This is a genomic window from Pseudomonas cistanchae (assembly GCF_054483635.1).
This window is the reverse complement of sequence record NZ_JBTLWN010000008.1, coordinates 19917-38089: the sequence shown is the minus strand read 5'-3', so window position 1 is coordinate 38089 and position 18173 is coordinate 19917. Positions and strand designations below refer to the sequence as shown.

The window sequence follows — 18173 nt, the reverse complement described above, 5'->3', positions numbered from 1 at the left end:
AAGCGCCCTATTTGTCGGCCGCAGGCTAAATGGGCGGGATGATCAGGTCGAGCCGCGGCTGCTCCTTGTCATGGGCAGCTTCGGCTTTGGCCGGTACGTGATGCACGCTGATCAGCTGCTCGCCCTGAAGCACCTCCAGGTGGATGTCAAAACCCCAGAGGCGGTGCAGGTGCTTGAGCACCTCTTCAGTCGAGTTGCCCAACGGTTTGCGGTCGTGCTGCTGATGACGCAGGGTAAGCGAACGATCACCACGGCGATCGATGCTCCAGATCTGCACGTTTGGCTCGCGATTGCCCAGGTTGTATTGCGCGGCCAGGGTCTCGCGAATGCTCTGGTAGCCGGGCTCGTCATGAATGGCCGGGACCAGCAGTTCGTCCTTCTGGTCATCATCGAGGATGCTGAACAGCTTCAGGTCCCGGATCACCTTGGGCGACAGGTACTGGAGAATGAAGCTCTCGTCCTTGAAGCTGTTCATCGCGAACTTGAGTGTCGTCAGCCAATCGCTACCGGCGATATCGGGAAACCATTTCCGGTCTTCTTCGGTCGGCGCCTCGCAGATTCTGCGGATGTCGCGGTACATGGCAAAGCCTAGGGTGTACGGATTGATGCCGCTGTAATACGGGCTGTCGAACGGCGGCTGATAGACCACGCTGGTATGCGACTGCAGGAATTCCATCATGAAGCCGTCGGTCACCAGGCCTTCGTCGTACAGGTCATTCATCAAGGTGTAATGCCAGAACGTCGCCCAGCCTTCGTTCATCACCTGGGTCTGGCGCTGGGGGTAGAAGTACTGGGCGATCTTGCGCACGATGCGAATCACCTCGCGCTGCCAGGGCTCCAGCAGGGGCGCATGTTTCTCGAGAAAATACAGGATGTTTTCCTGCGGCTCAGCCGGGAAGCGCTTGCTGTCCTGGTCCTGGCCTTTGCTCGCACTCTTGGGGATAGTGCGCCACAGGTCATTGACCTGCTTCTGCAGGTGTTCTTCGCGGTCCTTCTGCCGGCGTCGTTCTTCCTCGGCTGAAATGGGGTAGGGCCGCTTGTAGCGATCCACGCCGTAATTCATCAGTGCGTGGCAGGAGTCGAGCAAGTCTTCAACCGCATCGATGCCGTGGCGCTCTTCGCACTGCATAATGTACTGCTTGGCGAATACCAGGTAGTCGATGATCGAACTGGCGTCCGTCCAGGTGCGAAACAGGTAGTTGCCCTTGAAGAAACTGTTATGCCCGTAGCAGGCATGGGCGATCACCAGTGCCTGCATGCAGATGGTGTTTTCTTCCATCAGATAGGCAATGCAAGGGTCGGAATTGATCACGATTTCGTAGGCCAGGCCCATCTGGCCACGGCTGTAGGATTTCTCGGTGCTGAGGAAATGCTTGCCATAGGACCAATGGTGGTAACCCAGCGGCATGCCGACCGAGGCGTAGGCATCCATCATCTGCTCGGCAGTGATCACTTCGATTTGATTGGGGTAGGTGTCGAGCGCATAGCGCTCGGCAATGCGGCCGATTTCGCGGTCATACGTGCGCACCAGGTCGAAGGTCCATTCCGAGCCGGTGGAGATCGGCTGACGCCGTTTGTCTCTGGCATGGGTCATGTCGAAAGCCTCCGCTGAAACAGTTCGCGGAATACGGGATAGATATCGCCAGGCGTCACCAACTGCTGCTGGGCGAAGGTCTGGGCAAAGGCGGCGCTGACCTGCTCGTACTCGAACCACAGCGCCTGGTGCTCGCGCGGGGTGATCTCAACGTAGGTGAAGTACTGCACAAACGGCATGATCTGATTGACCAGGAGGTCCCGGCAGATCGGCGAATCGTCATTCCAATTGTCGCCATCCGATGCCTGCGCGGCATAGATATTCCATTCGTTGATCGGGTAACGCTCGACCATGATCTCCTGCATCAGCTTGAGCGCGCTGGAGACGATGGTGCCGCCTGTTTCGCGCGAGTAGAAGAACTCCTCCTCGTCGACCTCTTTGGCACTGGTGTGGTGGCGGATGAACACCACTTCGATCTTGTCGTAGTTCCGCTTGAGAAACAGGTAGAGCAGGATGAAGAAACGCTTGGCGATGTCCTTGGTGGCCTGGGTCATGGAACCGGAGACGTCCATCAGGCAGAACATCACAGCCTTCGAGCTTGGGTTGGGATGCTTCACCAGTAGGTTGTACTTGAGGTCGAAGGTGTCGAGAAAGGGCACGCGCTTGATGCGCGCCTGAATCTTGCTGATTTCCGCTTCGAGCTGCTGGATATCGCCGAAATTGTCCGGCTCTTCGATTTTCAGACGAGCCAGCTCGGCCACTGCGGCCTTCAACTTCGCACGACTGCTGCCGGACAGCGCGATGCGCCTGGCGTGGGCGGAGCGCAGGGTTCGTACGATATTGATGCGCGAGGGATTGCCTTCGTTGCTGATGCCTGCGCGCACGGTTTTGAAGGTGTCGCTGCCAGTCAGGTGACGCTTGACCAGGTTGGGTAGCTCCAGGTCCTCGAACATGAAATCGAGGAACTCTTCCTGGGTAATCTGAAAGACGAACTCGTCCATGCCTTCGCCGGAGTTACCGGCTTTACCTGCGCCGCGCCCGCCGCCACCGCCTTGTGGGCGTGGGATGCGTTCACCGGTGGTGAACTCCTTGTTGCCCGGGTGCACGACGGTCTGTTTGCCGCCGCGGCCATGGTGCAGCACGGGCTCGTCGATGTCGCGGCCGGGAATGCTGATCTGTTCGCCGTGCTCCATGTCGGTAATGGAGCGCCGACTGACGGCCTCTTCCACGGCCTTCTTGATGTGGTCACGGTAACGCCGCAGGAAACGCTGGCGGTTCACCGTGCTTTTGTTTTTGCCGTTCAAGCGTCGGTCAATCACATAGCTCATGGGCCCCTCCGAGGAGCTGCACGCCACAAGCCGCAGGCTGCGCGGCCGACCATCGCGGGCCGGCTCGATGCAATCTAAGGCTTGCTGCTTAGGGCTGCGTTACTGCGATTTGCGAACCCGCAGATACCATTCGGACAGCAAGCGCACCTGCTTGTCGGTGTAGCCGCGCTCGACCATGCGAGTGACAAAGTCGTTGTGCTTCTGTTGGTCTTCCTTGCTCGCCTTGGCGTTGAAGCTGATGACCGGCAGCAGGTCCTCGGTGTTGGAGAACATCTTCTTCTCGATCACCACCCGTAGCTTTTCGTAGCTGAGCCAGGTCGGATTCTTGCCGTTGTTGTTGGCCCGTGCGCGCAACACGAAGTTGACGATTTCGTTGCGGAAATCCTTGGGGTTGCTAATCCCGGCCGGTTTTTCGATCTTCTCCAGTTCCTCGTTGAGTGCCACGCGATTGAGGATCTCGCCGGTTTCCGGGTCGCGGTATTCCTGATCCTGAATCCAGAAGTCGGCGTACAGCACGTAGCGGTCGAAGATGTTCTGCCCATATTCGCTATAGGACTCCAGATAAGCGGTCTGGATTTCCTTGCCGATAAACTCGATATAGCGCGGCGCCAGGTACTCCTTGATAAAGCGCAGGTAGCGCTCACGGGTTTCGGCCGGGAACTGCTCCTGTTCGATCTGCTGTTCCAGTACGTAGAGCAGGTGCACTGGGTTGGCAGCGATCTCGTGCGGATCGAAGTTGAACACCTTGGAGAGGATCTTGAAGGCGAAGCGGGTCGACAGGCCGTTCATGCCTTCATCGACGCCGGCGGTGTCGCGGTACTCCTGAATCGACTTGGCCTTGGGGTCGGTGTCCTTGAGGTTCTCGCCGTCATAAACGCGCATCTTCGAATAGATGTTCGAATTGTCCGGCTCTTTCAGGCGGCTGAGGACTGAAAATTGCGCGAGCATCTTCAGGGTATCTGGCGCGCAATGGGCTTTGGACAGTGAGCTGTTGATCAGCAGCTTGTCGTAAATCTTTATCTCATCGCTGACCCGTAGGCAGTAAGGCACCTTGACGATATAAATGCGGTCGATGAAGGCCTCGTTGTTCTTGTTGTTACGGAAGCTGTGCCATTCCGACTCGTTGGAGTGGGCGAGCAGGATGCCACTATAGGGGATCGCGCCCAGGCCCTCGGTGCTGTTGTAGTTGCCTTCCTGGGTCGCGGTCAGCAGTGGGTGCAGCACCTTGATCGGCGCCTTGAACATCTCGACGAATTCCATCAGGCCCTGGTTGGCCCGGCACAAGGCGCCCGAGTAGCTGTAAGCGTCGGCGTCGTTCTGCGGATATTCCTCAAGCTTGCGGATATCCACCTTGCCGACCAGTGCCGAGATGTCCTGATTGTTCTCGTCACCCGGCTCGGTCTTGGCGACGGCAATCTGGTTGAGAATCGAAGGGTACAGCTTGACCACGCGAAACTGGCTGATGTCGCCGCCAAACTCCTGCAAGCGCTTGGTCGCCCAGGGCGACATGATGCTGTTGAGGTAGCGCTGTGGGATGCCGTATTCCTCTTCGAGGATGGCACCGTCTTCGGCCACGTTGAACAGGCCGAGGGGCGATTCGAATACCGGGGAGCCCTTGATGGCGTAGAACGGCACCTTCTCCATCAGGTGCTTGAGCTTCTCGGCCAGCGAAGATTTGCCGCCGCCGACCGGGCCGAGCAGATAGAGGATCTGCTTCTTCTCTTCCAGACCCTGGGCGGCATGGCGGAAGTAGGAAACGATCTGGTCGATGCACTCTTCCATGCCATGGAAGTCGGCGAAAGCCGGATAGCGGCGGATCACCTTGTTGGAAAAAATGCGCGATAGCCGTGAGTTAGCAGACGTGTCGAGCAGCTCGGGCTCGCCGATAGCCATCAGCAACCGTTCGGCTGCGCTGGCATAGGCACTGCGATCCTGCTTGCAGAGCTCGAGGTACTCCTGAAGGGAGCACTCCTCCTGGCGAGTCGATTCAAAACGTTGCTGGAAGTGGCTGAATATACTCATGACTTCACCTCGCTCGATACGTGGAGCCGGGTGGGGATCGGTCGTGTGAGCAACTGGAAGCCGCCACTTGCATGGCTGGAAGCCCCCCAGACTCCTAAGATGATACCGATGGCCCGTTATGCCGCTTGGCCGGCTCTACCTTGTTTTGGATGGCCTGAACTAAAGGATAGTTCGTAATCGGCAAGGTCAAGGGTCGATCAACGATAACAGGATATTACTGGCTGACCGGTTGGCGCGGCAGGCCACGACTGGCGGGGGCTGAGGGGTATTAAATTTTTTACTCGGGCGGGGTTTGCTCGGTTTCCGTCGGGTAGGTTGCGCGCCACAGCTCAAACCCGCCGTCCAGGCTGTATACGTCGGCAAAGCCTTGGCCTACCAGGTAAGCCGCTGCGCTTTGGCTGGAGTTGCCGTGGTAGCAGGCCACGATCAATGGCTGATCGAGGTCGGCCTGGCGGATGAAGTCATGCAGCGAGTGATTATCCAAATGCAACGAGCCGCTGATATGGCCATTCGCGAAGCTCTGCGCATCGCGGATATCCACCACCACCGCGCCCTGCGCGCGCAGGGTCTGCGCCTGCAATGGGACGATACGTTTGAATTCGCTCATGGTTGCTCCTCGCACGCGCAGCTGTGGCGCTCGCCGGTGTCGATATTGATTAACGTCATGGCGCCGCCCCATACGCAGCCGGTGTCTAGCGCTATTACCCCCGGTTCGCTGCAGCGACCCTCAAGGGCTGCCCAGTGACCGAAGATGATGGTTATGCCGCGGGTGCTGCGCTGGGAGTGGCTGAACCAGGGGGCGAAACCGGAGGGGGCGGTGTCGATGCCTTCCTTGCTTTTCAGGTCGAGGGTGCCGTCTGCCATGCAGAAGCGCATGCGGGTGAAGTAATTGGTGATCACCCGCAGGCGCGCGACTCCGCTCAGGTCTTTATCCCACACGTCCGGCTGATTGCCGTACATGCTGTCGAGGAACAGCGGCAGGCGCGCGTCGTCGAGTAGCACCTGCTCCACCTCGGCCGCGCGTTTCAATGCTTTTTGCAGTGTCCATTGCGGCGGGATGCCCGCGTGGACCAGGGCGGTTTTGCGTTCGGCGTCGTAGTGCAGCAGTTTTTGCCTGCGCAGCCAGTCGAGCAGCTCGGCGCAGTCGGGCGCTTCGAGAATCTCCTGCAGCGTGTCGTTCTTTTTCAGCCGTTCGATATTGTGCGCGGCCGCAAGCAGGTGCAGGTCGTGGTTGCCGAGCACGCAGGTCAGTGCATCACGCATGCCGTACAGAAAGCGCAGGGTGTCGAGGGACTGCGGGCCGCGGTTGACCAGATCACCGACCAGCCACAGGCGGTCCTTGGCTGGGTCGAAGGCCACCCGTTCCAGCAGGCACTGCAGCGGTTGCAAGCAGCCTTGCAGGTCGCCAACGGCGTAAGTCGCCATCAGTGCAAGGCTCCCGGCACCGCTAGGCGAAAGGGCGCGATGCTGGCGTCGAAACGTTTGCCGTCCTCGGCGAGCATCTGGTAGCTGCCCTGCATGATGCCCACCCGCGTGGCCATGAGCGTCCCGCTGCTGTAAGTGTGGCTCTGTCCCGCGGCGATGTGCGGTTGTTCGCCCACCACTCCGGCACCGCGTACCTCCTGCACCCGGCCGTCGCCATCGGTGATCACCCAGTGGCGTGACAGCAGTTGCGCCGATAATTGACCATTGTTGGTTACGGTAACTGTGTAGGCGAAAGCAAAACGGTTCTGTTCCGGCTCCGACTGCTCGGGCAGGTAGCGAGTGGCGACGCTGACGTCAACTTGGTAACGAGGATCTGACATGCAAACCTGCTTATATCCGTTGCGTGTATGCGGTCCTAAAGACCGTCCGAAGCTGAAGTGCTCAGGCCGCGCAATGCGGCTGCTGCATATTGGCAACTCGCTGAGCACGATGATGCGACCTGGCCGTGCTGCATCTGACCACTGGCCGCAGGAGTTGTGGCCAGTTTTTTATCGGCTACTGCAGTCACTCGCTGCTTGATTGAGCAGCCAGTACGTCCGCCAGGCGCACAAATGCGGCCAGATCCAACTGCTCGGGACGCAGGCTGCCATCCACCCCGGCGGCTTCGATGGCCTCGGCCGTGAGCAACGCCTTGAGCGTGTTGCGCAAGGTCTTACGACGTTGGTTGAAGGCCTCGCGCACGACCCGCTCAAGCAGGTGGTGATCCTTCGCCGGATGGGGCAACACCTCATGCGGTACCAGTCGAACTATAGCCGAGTCGACCTTGGGTGGCGGGTTGAAGGCGCCAGGGCCGACATTGAACAGGTGCTCCACGCGGCAGTGATACTGCACCATGATCGACAGCCGACCCCAATCGCCGCCGCCGGGTTCTGCGGCGAGGCGCTCGACGACTTCCTTCTGCAACATGAAGTGCATGTCGCGGATCAAGACGGCGTTGTCGAGCAAGTGGAAGATCAATGGAGTGGAAATGTTGTAGGGCAGATTGCCCACCACGCGCAGGCTATGACTGGCCGGGTTGAGGCTGGTGAAATCGAATTTCAGCGCATCGCCCTGGTGCAACTGGAAGCGTGGCTGCGCGGCGAACTTGTCGTTGAGAATCGGGATCAGGTCGCGGTCCAGTTCGATCACGTCGAGCTGCGCGCCGCTGTCCAGCAGACCCTCGGTCAAGGCGCCCTGTCCAGGGCCGATTTCCAGCATGCGCTCGCCTTCGCGGGCGTGGATCGCGCGCAGGATGCGGTGAATCACCCCGGCGTCATGCAGGAAGTTCTGGCCAAAGCGCTTGCGGGCGCGGTGTTGGTATTCGGGCATTCAGGCCACTCCAGGCTTCAAGCCGCGTGCTTGAAGCGATTTACGCATGAGGAAAAGCGCGGCAGTTTAACAGTGAAGCGCCGCCAAGCCTCAAGACATCGGCCCGGTAGCTATGGCAAGAGGGTGATGATTGGTTGAGATCAGGCTTTGCTGGCAGCCATTTCGTATGCAGTTTCCAGCGCGACCTGCAGGCTTCCGCTGTCGATCCTGCCGGTGCCTGCGAGATCGAGTGCTGTGCCGTGATCGACCGAGGTACGGATGATCGGCAGGCCCAGGGTGACATTCACCGCCGCGCCGAAACCCTTGTATTTGAGCACCGGCAGGCCCTGGTCATGGTACATCGCCAGGACCGCATCGCAGGCGTCGAGGTGCTTCGGAGTGAACAGCGTGTCGGCCGGTAGCGGACCTATCAGGTCCAGACCTTCGCCGCGCAGTGTTTCCAACGTCGGTTCGATGACTTCGATTTCTTCACGGCCCAGGTGGCCGCCTTCGCCTGCGTGCGGATTAAGACCGCAGACGAGAATCCGTGGCCGGGCGATACCGAATTTACCGCGCAGGTCGGCATCGAGGATGCGTGCAACCCGGCTCAGCCGCTCTGCGGTGATAGCCGCTGCGACGTCCTTTAGCGGTAAATGGGTGGTCACTAGCGCGACCCGCAAACCTCGAGTCGCGAGCATCATCACCACCTGCTCGGTTTGGGTAAGCTCGGCCAGAAACTCGGTGTGCCCAGAGAAGGCGATGCCAGCCTCGTTGATTACGCCCTTGTGCACTGGTGCGGTGATCATTCCCGCGAACGCGCCGTCGATGCAGCCTTGACCCGCTCTAATCAGCGTCTCCAGTACGTACGCGGCGTTTGCCGGGTCCAGTCGGCCGGCCACGACAGGAGCGGCGAGGGGGGTATCCCATACATACAGGCTTCCCGCAGGCGCAGCTTGCCGGGGCCAGTCGCCCGGTTCGCAGGAAATCAAGCGGATATTCAGACCGAGTCGCTGGGCGCGCTCTGCCAGTAGCTTCTCACTGGCGATCACGACGATCGGCTGCGGTTGTGCGGTACGCGCAAGCACCAGGCACAGGTCCGGGCCGATGCCTGCAGGCTCGCCGGGAGTCAATGCGAATAGGCTCGAAGCGGTCATGATGGCCTCTCGATGGGTGCGCCAAAACGCGTGGCGCGGGGTTCAAGGGTTTAGCTGACTAAACGTATTCGCTGGCGAAAAAAAGCCCGACTCTGCGATGCGCATGGAGCCGGGCTTGATAGTACGCCGGATTCAGCCTGTCAGAGCTTGGTCTCGACATAGGCTTCGTCACGGATCTGACGCAACCAGGCCTGCAGTTCCTCATCGTATTTGCGATTGCGCAGCAGGTTCATGGCTTGCTGCTCGCGGAACTGTTCGCTGCTATCGGTGGCACGGCGGCCCATGACCTGCAGCACATGCCAGCCGTACGGGCTCTGGAACGGCTTCGACAGTTCGCCGCTAGCCGTGTTGTTCATGACCTCGCGGAACTCGGGCACCAGCGCGTTGGGGTCGATCCAGTTCAAGTTGCCGCCATTCAGTGCCGAACCAGGGTCTTCGGAGAAATTTTTCGCCAGTTCGGCAAAGTCTTCACCTGCGACAATTCGCTCGTACAGGCGCTCGACCAGGCGCTTGGTTTCCGCTTCGCTGCGGATCTCGCTCGGCTTGATCAGGATGTGACGGACGTTGACTTCGTCGCGAACCAGGGTTTCTCCGCCGCGCTTTTCGAGCAGCTTGAGCAGGATGAAGCCGCCGGGTGTGCGAATTGGCTCAGTCACTTCGCCAACCGGCAGGCTGCCGATCATCGAATCGAACGGCGGAGGCAGCTGGGCTGCCTTGCGCCAACCCATCTCGCCGCCTTCCAGGGCGGTTTCGCTGGCTGAGCGCGCGATTGCCATCTGGGCGAAGTCGGCCCCTTGGCGGAGCTCCTGATACACCGCTTGGGCTTGGCGTTCGGCAGCTTGAATGGCTTCAGGCGAAGCGCCTTCCTCGACCGGTATAAGGATGTTAGCCAGGCGGAATTCTTCCGAAAGCTGCATTTTGCCGAGGTCGGACGCCAGGAAGTTCTGCACCTCCTGATCCGTTACCTGAATGCGCTCAGCCACCCGGCGCTGGCGCACGCGGCTGATAATCATCTCACGGCGCACCTGGTCACGAGCCTCGTCGTAGGAGAGGCCATCCCTGGTCAGCGCCGCACGAAACTGCTCGATGCTCATGCCGTTGCGCTGAGCAATGGTGCCGATGGCCTGATTGAGTTCTTCATCGGCGATGCGAATGCCGGAGCGATCACCAATCTGCAGCTGAATGTTCTCGATGATCAGTCGCTCGAGCACCTGCTGGCTGAGCACGTCCTCGGGAGGAGCCTCAGCACCACGCTTGGCGATGGTCTGCTGTACTTCACGCACGCGTGAGTCCAGCTGACTCTGCATGATGACGTCGTTGTCGACGATCGCGACAACTCGGTCCAACGGTTGCACCGCGGCCTGCGCTGCAGTACCCAGAAACAGCGCGCCCAGCAAGAGTGGGCGGATGGAGTCAGAAAGCTTGATCTTCACGTTCACGATAACCTTGAATGCCGTCGTCGAGGAATGTCTCGACTTTATTGCCAACCACGCCGCCTAGGCCCTTGAGAACAATCTGCAGGAAAATCCCGCGGTCCGGCTCATCATTGAGCGAGGGGTTCAGGCTGACTTCGTCATAGTCGATCCAGTACCGGTTGATCAGCCGCAGCTTCCAGCAGCAATTGTCGTACTCGAAACCGCCGAAGGCTTCCAGGGTGCGGTTGCGGCTGTAGTCATACTGCCAGCGGGAGATCACGCTCCATTGCGGCACGATCGGCCAGATGACCGAGAAATCGTGCTGGCTGATCTTGTAGTAGTCCTTGATGTAATTGGGCGAGCCAGGCGTACCGTAGTCGCCGCCACCAACAACCCAGTTACCTGTGGTTTGGTCATAACGCACGGTGTCGTTGCGGTAGCGATAACCGGCGTTAATCACCTTGTTCGGATTAGCTTCCGGCTGGTAGTGGAACATTGCGCTGCCCGAGCGAGTGCGACGAGTGTCCGGGTCCCAGTTAAAGTCGGAGTTGAAGCGCCAGTCGCGGTTGAAGCGATACAGGTACTCAAGTGCGTAAGGCGATACCGAAGCCGTCGAGTCCGAACGGGTGCGGTAGTCGATGCCCGGCAGTTGTACCTGGCGGTCTTCGAAGTAGAAGGCCTGGCCAATGCTGAAGCGCTGGCGTTCGAAGCCGTTGGTTTCGATCCAGCGGCTGGTTACCCCCAGCGACAGCTTGTTTTCATCGCCGATACGGTCTTTGCCGGAGAAGCGGTTTTCCCGCCACAGCGAAGCGTAATTGAAGGTGGTTTCGCTACTATCGAATATTGGAATGTCGGTCTGGTCTTCTTCCGGCACGTATAGGTAGAACAGCCGGGGTTCCAGGGTCTGCCGGTAGCCTTTACCGAAGTATTCGGTATTGCGGTCGAAGTACAGGCCACTGTCTACGCTGAACATGCCAATGCCGCGGCTTTGACTGCTTTTGTATTCCTGCTCGGCGAGCAGAGTATTTTCACCCTGCTGATCAAGGCTCAGATCATAGTTGGTCTGCAGATATTTGACCTGCGGCTTGACGAAGCCCCAGTTCCACTCGAGTGGCAGACTAACGCTCGGCTCCAGGTGCAAGCGCTCACCATTTGCGCGGGCCAGACCGCGAACCCGGGTGTCGTACCAGGGTTGTTCCACCACGCCGTCTTCCTTGATGAAGTTTCCTGAGCGCAAGTCGCGATCAAAACGAACCAGCTCGGTGCCGTAATTGAAGTTAAGGCCAGCCGGCTCGAACGGCAGCTTGCCGTCCAGGGTGATCTGCGGCAACCGGTTGTACGGCGTGATATCGGTGATGGTTGCCAGTTCATAAGCGTGGGCGTTCAGGCGCGCGGTATAGCTGTCGCCCCGATAGGTCAGGGTGCCGCGCTGGTTGACGTAGCTAGTGGTATTGATGCCGAGATCGGTGCTCAGATCCTGGAAATAGTACGGGTCGCTGATGTCGGTGTAGTCGACCTCTGCCAGCAGGCGGGCATCGAGGCCCTGTTTGTGCTGCCAGCTATACGCCCAGCGCTGATCTTCATACTCTGATTGCAGCTTGCGATCATCATTGCTGTCGCTGAGGTAGGCTGCGCCGACCTGGCCTTCGCTGCTCTTGGTCAGGTAGCGGAACTCACCCTCGGTCAACAACCCGCGATCGCTCATGTAGGTCGGGTAGAGCGTGGCGTCGTAATTGGGAGCCAGGTTGAAATAGTAAGGCGTTTGCAGTGTCAGGCCGTTGTCGCTTGAGCTGCTGATGCTCGGCGGCAGGAAGCCGGACTGGCGACGGTCATCGATCGGGAAATAGATGTACGGGGTATAGAACACCGGGATGTTCTTCACCCGCAACGTCACGTTGGTCGCAGTACCAAAACCGGTGGCCGGGTTCAGGGTAATGTTGTTGCCTTTGAGGTGCCAGGCGTTGCTGCCAGGCTCACAGCTCGTATAAGTGCCGTCCTTCAAGCGGATCACTGCAGCTTCGTCACGCTTGGCATAAAGCGCGTTGCCGCGCACATGGCCTTCATGCATCACGTATTCGGCGTTCTCGACTTTGGCTTCGCCATTATCGAGTTGCAGTTCGGCGCGATCACCGACTACCAGAACACCCTGGTCGCGAAGGCGCACATTGCCAATCAGCTCACCGCGATTTTCTGCCTGACGCAGGTTGGCTTCGTCGGCCTCGATCTGCATGCTCGATTGACGCAGCACCACATCGCCGGCCAGCGTGGCCACCTGTTGTTCCTGCTCATAGCGCGAGGCTTTGGCGGAAACGAACATTGGCGCTTCGGACATCGGCGTCTGGTCGTTCATGCCTGGGCGAGCAGGCTCGACATAGGCGCCCGCACAATAAGGACCGGCTTCAGCCAGCTGAGCGGCTGTCAGCTCTTCGCGCGGGACCCAGTCCAGATGGCTGTAGTCGACGCTGCGTGATTTCAGACCTTTGCCACGGCTTTCAGTGACCAATATAGGTCCGGCCGCCTTGGCTTCACGGGGTTCGCTTTCTGCATCACCGTTCGCACTCAGCGCTGTATCGCGTGGTGCCGGGCGTGCTGGCAGTGCGGCGTTGGTGGTTTTGGGCGAACATGCCCAGCCACCCGTTGCGGCAGCCTTGCAGTCATACTGCTCGGCAGCAACGACAAACTGGCTTGCCATCGGCTGCATAGCCAACAAGCCAGCTGTGACCAGAAATGGGAATTTCTTACGGAACGCGGGGTATTTTACTGCCATCTTATTTTTTTCCGGGCTTCCTGCGCGCTATAGGCCCGGGGGCCGCACGCCTCTCGATGGGCTGAAAAAGATGCTGGATAATAAAGCATGACCCGCACAACGGCTAGCGCCGTCGGAGACCTCGCAATGCCCGATGAAGATGTACGCCTGCAAGACCTTGAAGAATGGCTCGCCAAGCAGCTGCCGCCGCTGTTCGCCAGCCGTGGCTGGGGGGCGGTTCCAGCGGCGGGCCTGACCTCTGCCAGCAGCGATGCCAGTTTTCGCCGTTATTTTCGCTGGGAAGGGGGTGGCCGTACCTTAATTGTGATGGATGCGCCGCCGCCACAGGAGGACTGCCGCCCGTTCGTCAAGGTCGCCGCCTTGTTCGCAGGTGCAGCGGTGCATGTACCGACCATTCTGGCCACGGATCTGGAACGGGGCTTTCTGCTGCTCGATGACCTGGGGCGACACACCTACCTGGACGTGATTGATCCGGAAAATGCCGATCGGTTATTCGCCGACGCCATTGACGCCCTGCTGAGTTTCCAGCAACTGCCGATGGACACGCCGCTGCCTGCTTATGACGACGCCTTGCTGCGCCGCGAGCTGCAGCTGTTTCCCGACTGGTACATACAACATCACCTCAACGTCACGTTGAGCGAATCTCAGCTGGCCGCCTGGCAACGGGTCTGCCAGGTGTTGATCGACAGCGCACTGGCGCAGCCGCAGGTGCTGGTGCACCGCGATTACATGCCGCGCAACCTGATGCTGAGCGAGCCCAACCCGGGGGTGTTGGACTTTCAGGATGCCGTGTACGGCCCGGTGACCTATGACATCACCAGTCTGTTCAAGGACGCCTTCCTCAGCTGGCCGGAGCCACGGGTGCGTGGCTGGCTGCAGGACTATTGGCGGCAGGCCCGCGTACGGGGCATTCCGGTGCAGGATGACGTGGAGGAATTCCTCCGCGCCAGCGACCTGATGGGCGTGCAGCGTCACCTCAAGGTGATCGGCATATTCGCGCGCATCTGCTACCGCGACGGCAAACCCAAGTACCTGGGCGATGTACCGCGCTTCTTTGCCTACATACAGGAGGTGTTGGCGCGTCGGCCCGAGCTGGCCGAATTGCACGAGTTGCTGGTGAGTCTGCCACGTGGGGTGGAGACGTCGGCATGAAGGCGATGATTCTGGCTGCGGGCAAAGGCGAGCGCATGCGCCCATTGACGCTCCATACACCCAAACCACTGGTTCGGGCCGCTGGCGTGCCATTGATCGAGTACCACGTGCGGGCGTTGGCCGCCGCCGGTTTTCGCGAACTGGTGATCAATCACGCCTGGCTCGGCCAGCAGATCGAGGACTACCTAGGGGACGGTGAGCGGTATGACGTGAGCATCCGTTATTCGGCGGAAGGCGAGCCGCTGGAAACCGGCGGCGGCATCTACCGCGCGTTGCCGCTGCTGGGCGAGGAGCCGTTTCTGGTGGTCAACGGCGATATCTTCACTGACTACCCATTCGCTGATTTGCACCGTCCGCTGACGGGGATGGCCCACCTGGTGCTGGTCGATAACCCTGCGCACCACGTCACGGGGGATTTCTACCTGCACGACGGGCGCGTTCAAGACGCTTGCGCCGATCAGGCCAGCCTCACCTACAGCGGAATCGCGCTGCTGTCGCCGCAGCTGTTCCTCGGCGCCAAGCCCGAGGCATTCAAGCTCGCACCTTTGCTGCGCCGCGCCATGGCGGAGCAGCAGGTGACCGGCGAACACTTCCCCGGACGCTGGGTGGATGTCGGTACCCATGAGCGTCTCGCCGATGTCGAGCGTCTGCTCGCGCAGGAGCGCTGAGATGATTTGGCCGGTGACGCTGCTCGGCGCCGTTGCCGGTTGGGCCATCGCCGATATTCCGGGCGCCTTGCTGGGTGGGCTGCTGGGGCAGGTACTGGACCGCCGTCTGCGTTTGCGTAGTTGGGCCGACCTGCGTGTCAGGATGGGCGGCAAGGCGCTGCCGGGTGACGACGAGTTGCTGTTCGTGCTGCTCGGGCGCTTGGCCAAATGCGACGGCAGGGTGCTGCAGGTTCATATCCGGCAGGCGCGCGCGGAAATGCAGCGTCTCGGGTTGGATGAAGCCGCGCAGCGCCGCGCGATCGAGGCCTTTGCCCGCGGCAAGACCGGGCGCGACAACTTGCGCGCACCGCTGGTGCGCCAGCAGATGCAGGCAGAAGCCCTGTTGCGTGCTTGCTGGCGCATGGCCTGGGTGGATGGCGAGGTGAGCCAGGCAGAGCGCGAGCTGATCCTGCTGTGGGGCGAATGGTTGGACATTTCGCCAGCCAGTCAGGACGCGATGAGGAGTGCCTATGCACCCAAATCCGCGCCCATCGCCACAGCCGGTGGTAGTAGCTATCAGGCCGCTCTGCGCCTGCTCGATGTGGCGGCCGACAGCGAGCCGGCACAGATCAAGCGCGCCTACCGGCGTCTGCTCAGCCGGCACCATCCGGACAAGCTTGCCGGCAGTGGCGCCAACCCCGAGCGGGTGCGCGAGGCGACCGAAAAAACCCGCGAGCTGCACCAGGCCTATGGCCTGATTCGCCAGCGCCACGGCTTTCGTTAAGGCTGCGTCGTGCCTATCTCGCCGGTTGCAGATGCTGGGTCAGCCAGCCGCGAATACGCCGGTAGAGCTGCTCCTGCTCGGCTGGCGGATTGCCGGGCAACGCCTTCATCGCGATCTGAACGTAAGCGGGATGCTGATGCCGTTTACTCGCATGCATGCGCTTGAGCGCCGCCTGGCGATCAGCCAGTTGATCCTTGTAATAGAAGTCGCCGGTGGCCAGCTTCAGGCCCGGGATCAATTCATCCAGTGCTGGGCCATAGCCAGCCGGTAACTCGGCGGCGACCAGCAGCAGATTCTTCACCGGTGCGGCCGGGTGTTCGGCGAGGTACTGCGCTGCCCAGTAGGCGCCGCTGCCATGGCCCAGCAGCACGATACTGGTGGCTTGTTGCTGTATGGCGAAGGCGATGCCGGCGTCGATACGAGCCGCTATCCGCGCTGCATGATTTTTGCGCTGAGTTTCCGGGTCGTCCGATACAGGGGCTGGCGCTGCTTCGCTTGCGTCCGTTGCAGCGGTATCGGCGCCGGCGTCTTCGCCTGCAGCGGGCTCCTGCGCCGGAGGTGTTTCGGCGGCGGGTGCTGGCTCGCCTGCAGGTGCTGGCGTGTCGGCAACTGCGGCGCTGGTTCGCGGCGGCAGATAGGGCTGGTTGGGGTCGGGCAGCATCAGGCTCAGGCTGTGCCAGCCGGCGTTGGGCAATTTCTGCCGCAGCGGCCCCACCGTATTCGGCCAGTCGGCGCTTTCGCTATCGCCCGGCACGATGATCACCACCCCGCTCGGCTTGCCCACATTAGCCGGCAGCCAGAGGGCGAGAAAAGTCTCGTCAGGTGTCTGCAACTGTTGCTGCTCGGCGGTTTCCACTTGCTGCGTCAGCGCGGTGGCGGTGGCCTGGCTGCGCTCTTCTAGCGGTGCGCGCTCCTGCGCTGCGGGTGGCGCGGCTGCGTCGTCGGCGGGCGGTTCCTCCTGTGCCTGGACATGCAAGCCCGCGAGCAGCAGAAAAAGAGCAACGTAGCGATGGCGCAAGGGCATGATGACTTCTCCAGCGGATATTCGGTTCAGCCTAGCCGTTTTGCTCGGCCTTTGTCAGGCCGGCGCGGTGGCGCTCGAACGCATGCCGGGCTGGTACAATGCGCGCCTTCGTGAACCCCTCTGAGGTGCGCCATGCAACCCTTCGCCATCGCCCCGTCGATCCTCTCCGCCGACTTTGCCCGCCTGGGGCAGGAAGTGGATAACGTCCTTGCTGCTGGGGCCGACATCGTGCACTTCGATGTGATGGACAACCACTATGTGCCGAATCTGACCATCGGCCCGATGGTCTGCGCCGCGCTGCGCAAGTACGGCATCACTGCGCCGATCGATGCGCACCTGATGGTCAAGCCGGTGGATCGCATCATCGGCGACTTCATCGAGGCGGGCGCCAGCTATATCACCTTCCACCCTGAAGCCTCCGAGCACATCGACCGCTCGCTGCAGCTGATTCGTGACGGCGGTTGCAAGGCCGGCCTGGTGTTCAATCCGGCGACGCCGCTGGACGTGCTCAAGCACGTGATGGACAAGGTCGACATGATCCTGCTGATGAGCGTTAACCCAGGGTTTGGCGGGCAGAAATTCATTCCCCATACCCTCGACAAGCTGCGCGAGGCGCGTGCGTTGATCGACGCCAGCGGCCGGCAGATCCGTCTGGAGATCGACGGCGGGGTCAACGTACAGAACATCCGTGAAATCGCCGCAGCCGGCGCTGATACCTTTGTTGCCGGCTCGGCGATCTTCAATCAGCCGGACTACAAGGCAGTGATCGACGCCATGCGGGCCGAGCTGGCGCAGGTGCGCGGTTGACGCCGCTGCATGAGCTGTTCGACGGGCAGCTACCGCGGCTGGTGATGTTTGACCTGGACGGCACGCTGGTCGATTCGGTACCGGACCTGGCGGCCGCGGTGGACGCCACCTTGCTCGCGCTCGGCCGCGCCCCAGCAGGCGTTGAGTCGGTGCGTCACTGGGTCGGCAATGGCGCGCGCGTGCTGATACGACGGGCTCTCGCTGGCGGCCTGCACCACGTGGATGTCGCGGAGTCTGAGGCCGACCAGGCCCTCGCGTTATTTCTGCAGGCTTACGCGGACAACCATGAACTGACGGAGGTTTATCCAGGCGTGGTGGAGACACTCGACTGGCTTCGCGCCTGCGCGATTCCGCTGGCGGTAGTCACCAACAAGCCGGAGCGATTCGTCGCACCGTTGCTGGCCGAGAAGGGGTTGGCCGAATATTTCCGCTGGACTGTCGGCGGCGATAGCCTGCCCCGGCAGAAGCCCGATCCTGCTCCGCTGCTGCATGTCATGGCGCTCGCTGGCGCAACGGCGCCGCAATCATTATTCATCGGCGATTCGCGCAGCGATGTGCTGGCCGCCAAGGCCGCTGGCGTAGCCTGTGTCGCGGTCAGTTACGGCTATAACCATGGTCGCCCCGTTGCCGAAGAAAACCCGGCGCGGGTGCTGGACGATTTGCGCGAGCTGATGGCCGTATCGCGATAGCGTCGGCGTGCCGCGCCTCGTTGCGCCAATGTCCTGTTATCCCGGTGGTGGCGGTTGATTCGGCCAATGGCCTGCGCT

The 18173-nt window shown here is 60.9% G+C and carries 16 protein-coding genes; 5 read left to right on the top strand and 11 right to left on the bottom strand.

The genetic code is table 11. From position 1 onward, the window contains the following. Window positions 1–25 precede the first annotated feature (25 nt). The 10 genes from ACX0MV_RS20035 to ACX0MV_RS19990 form a co-directional block, all read right to left on the bottom strand. Window positions 26–1594 (bottom strand): SpoVR family protein, encoded by a 1569-nt coding sequence (locus tag ACX0MV_RS20035; protein ID WP_458984267.1) that lies wholly within the window; start codon window positions 1592–1594, stop codon window positions 26–28. Further along, window positions 1591–2862, bottom strand: a complete 1272-nt coding sequence (locus ACX0MV_RS20030) for a YeaH/YhbH family protein (protein WP_458984266.1) — start codon at window positions 2860–2862, stop codon at window positions 1591–1593. The genes ACX0MV_RS20035 and ACX0MV_RS20030 overlap by 4 nt, the downstream gene beginning before the upstream one ends. Before the next feature lie 99 nt (window positions 2863–2961). After that, a complete protein-coding gene (locus tag ACX0MV_RS20025) occupies window positions 2962–4884 on the bottom strand; it encodes a PrkA family serine protein kinase (RefSeq protein WP_458984265.1) in 1923 nt (640 codons plus the stop codon). A 277-nt stretch (window positions 4885–5161) separates the two neighbouring features. After that, window positions 5162–5491, bottom strand: a complete 330-nt coding sequence (glpE, locus tag ACX0MV_RS20020; RefSeq protein ID WP_458984264.1) for a thiosulfate sulfurtransferase GlpE — start codon at window positions 5489–5491, stop codon at window positions 5162–5164. Then, entirely contained in the window at window positions 5488–6309 is an 822-nt protein-coding gene (locus tag ACX0MV_RS20015) for a symmetrical bis(5'-nucleosyl)-tetraphosphatase (RefSeq protein WP_458984263.1), read from the bottom strand. The genes glpE and ACX0MV_RS20015 overlap by 4 nt, the downstream gene beginning before the upstream one ends. Beyond that, on the bottom strand, window positions 6309–6689 hold the full coding sequence (gene apaG, locus ACX0MV_RS20010; protein WP_458984262.1) for a Co2+/Mg2+ efflux protein ApaG: 381 nt from the start codon (window positions 6687–6689) through the stop codon (window positions 6309–6311). The genes ACX0MV_RS20015 and apaG overlap by 1 nt, the downstream gene beginning before the upstream one ends. 184 nt (window positions 6690–6873) lie before the next feature. After that, window positions 6874–7677 (bottom strand): 16S rRNA (adenine(1518)-N(6)/adenine(1519)-N(6))-dimethyltransferase RsmA, encoded by an 804-nt coding sequence (rsmA, locus tag ACX0MV_RS20005; protein WP_458984261.1) that lies wholly within the window; start codon window positions 7675–7677, stop codon window positions 6874–6876. A gap of 140 nt (window positions 7678–7817) precedes the next feature. After that, window positions 7818–8810, bottom strand: a complete 993-nt coding sequence (gene pdxA / locus ACX0MV_RS20000) for a 4-hydroxythreonine-4-phosphate dehydrogenase PdxA (protein ID WP_458984260.1) — start codon at window positions 8808–8810, stop codon at window positions 7818–7820. Between the two features lie 140 nt (window positions 8811–8950). After that, window positions 8951–10243, bottom strand: a complete 1293-nt coding sequence (locus ACX0MV_RS19995) for a peptidylprolyl isomerase (RefSeq protein ID WP_458984259.1) — start codon at window positions 10241–10243, stop codon at window positions 8951–8953. Continuing rightward, window positions 10224–12992, bottom strand: coding sequence for an LPS-assembly protein LptD (locus ACX0MV_RS19990; RefSeq protein ID WP_458984258.1), 2769 nt, complete (start codon window positions 12990–12992; stop codon window positions 10224–10226). Before ACX0MV_RS19990 ends, ACX0MV_RS19995 begins: the two co-directional genes overlap by 20 nt. 126 nt (window positions 12993–13118) lie before the next feature. Between ACX0MV_RS19990 and ACX0MV_RS19985 the strand changes: the two genes are divergently transcribed. From ACX0MV_RS19985 to ACX0MV_RS19975, 3 genes are read left to right on the top strand one after another with little or no spacing between them, the layout of a single operon-like run. Further along, entirely contained in the window at window positions 13119–14144 is a 1026-nt protein-coding gene (locus tag ACX0MV_RS19985) for an aminoglycoside phosphotransferase family protein (protein WP_458984257.1), read from the top strand. Continuing rightward, the gene (gene murU / locus ACX0MV_RS19980; RefSeq protein ID WP_458984256.1) at window positions 14141–14812 is read left to right on the top strand and encodes an N-acetylmuramate alpha-1-phosphate uridylyltransferase MurU; all 672 of its coding nucleotides are present in this window, start codon (window positions 14141–14143) and stop codon (window positions 14810–14812) included. Before ACX0MV_RS19985 ends, murU begins: the two co-directional genes overlap by 4 nt. A 1-nt stretch (window position 14813) precedes the next feature. After that, window positions 14814–15575 (top strand): TerB family tellurite resistance protein, encoded by a 762-nt coding sequence (locus ACX0MV_RS19975; RefSeq protein ID WP_458984255.1) that lies wholly within the window; start codon window positions 14814–14816, stop codon window positions 15573–15575. Window positions 15576–15588: 13 nt separating this feature from the next. Here ACX0MV_RS19975 and ACX0MV_RS19970 read toward each other — a convergent pair whose 3' ends face one another. Beyond that, on the bottom strand, window positions 15589–16599 hold the full coding sequence (locus ACX0MV_RS19970) for an alpha/beta hydrolase family protein (protein WP_458984254.1): 1011 nt from the start codon (window positions 16597–16599) through the stop codon (window positions 15589–15591). 132 nt (window positions 16600–16731) lie between these two features. Between ACX0MV_RS19970 and rpe the strand changes: the two genes are divergently transcribed. Both rpe and ACX0MV_RS19960 read left to right on the top strand, forming a co-directional pair. Continuing rightward, the gene (rpe, locus tag ACX0MV_RS19965; RefSeq protein ID WP_458984253.1) at window positions 16732–17406 is read left to right on the top strand and encodes a ribulose-phosphate 3-epimerase; all 675 of its coding nucleotides are present in this window, start codon (window positions 16732–16734) and stop codon (window positions 17404–17406) included. Next, complete coding sequence (locus tag ACX0MV_RS19960) at window positions 17403–18095, top strand: phosphoglycolate phosphatase (RefSeq protein ID WP_458984252.1); 693 nt, start codon at window positions 17403–17405, stop codon at window positions 18093–18095. Before rpe ends, ACX0MV_RS19960 begins: the two co-directional genes overlap by 4 nt. The last annotated feature ends 78 nt before the right edge of the window (window positions 18096–18173 follow it).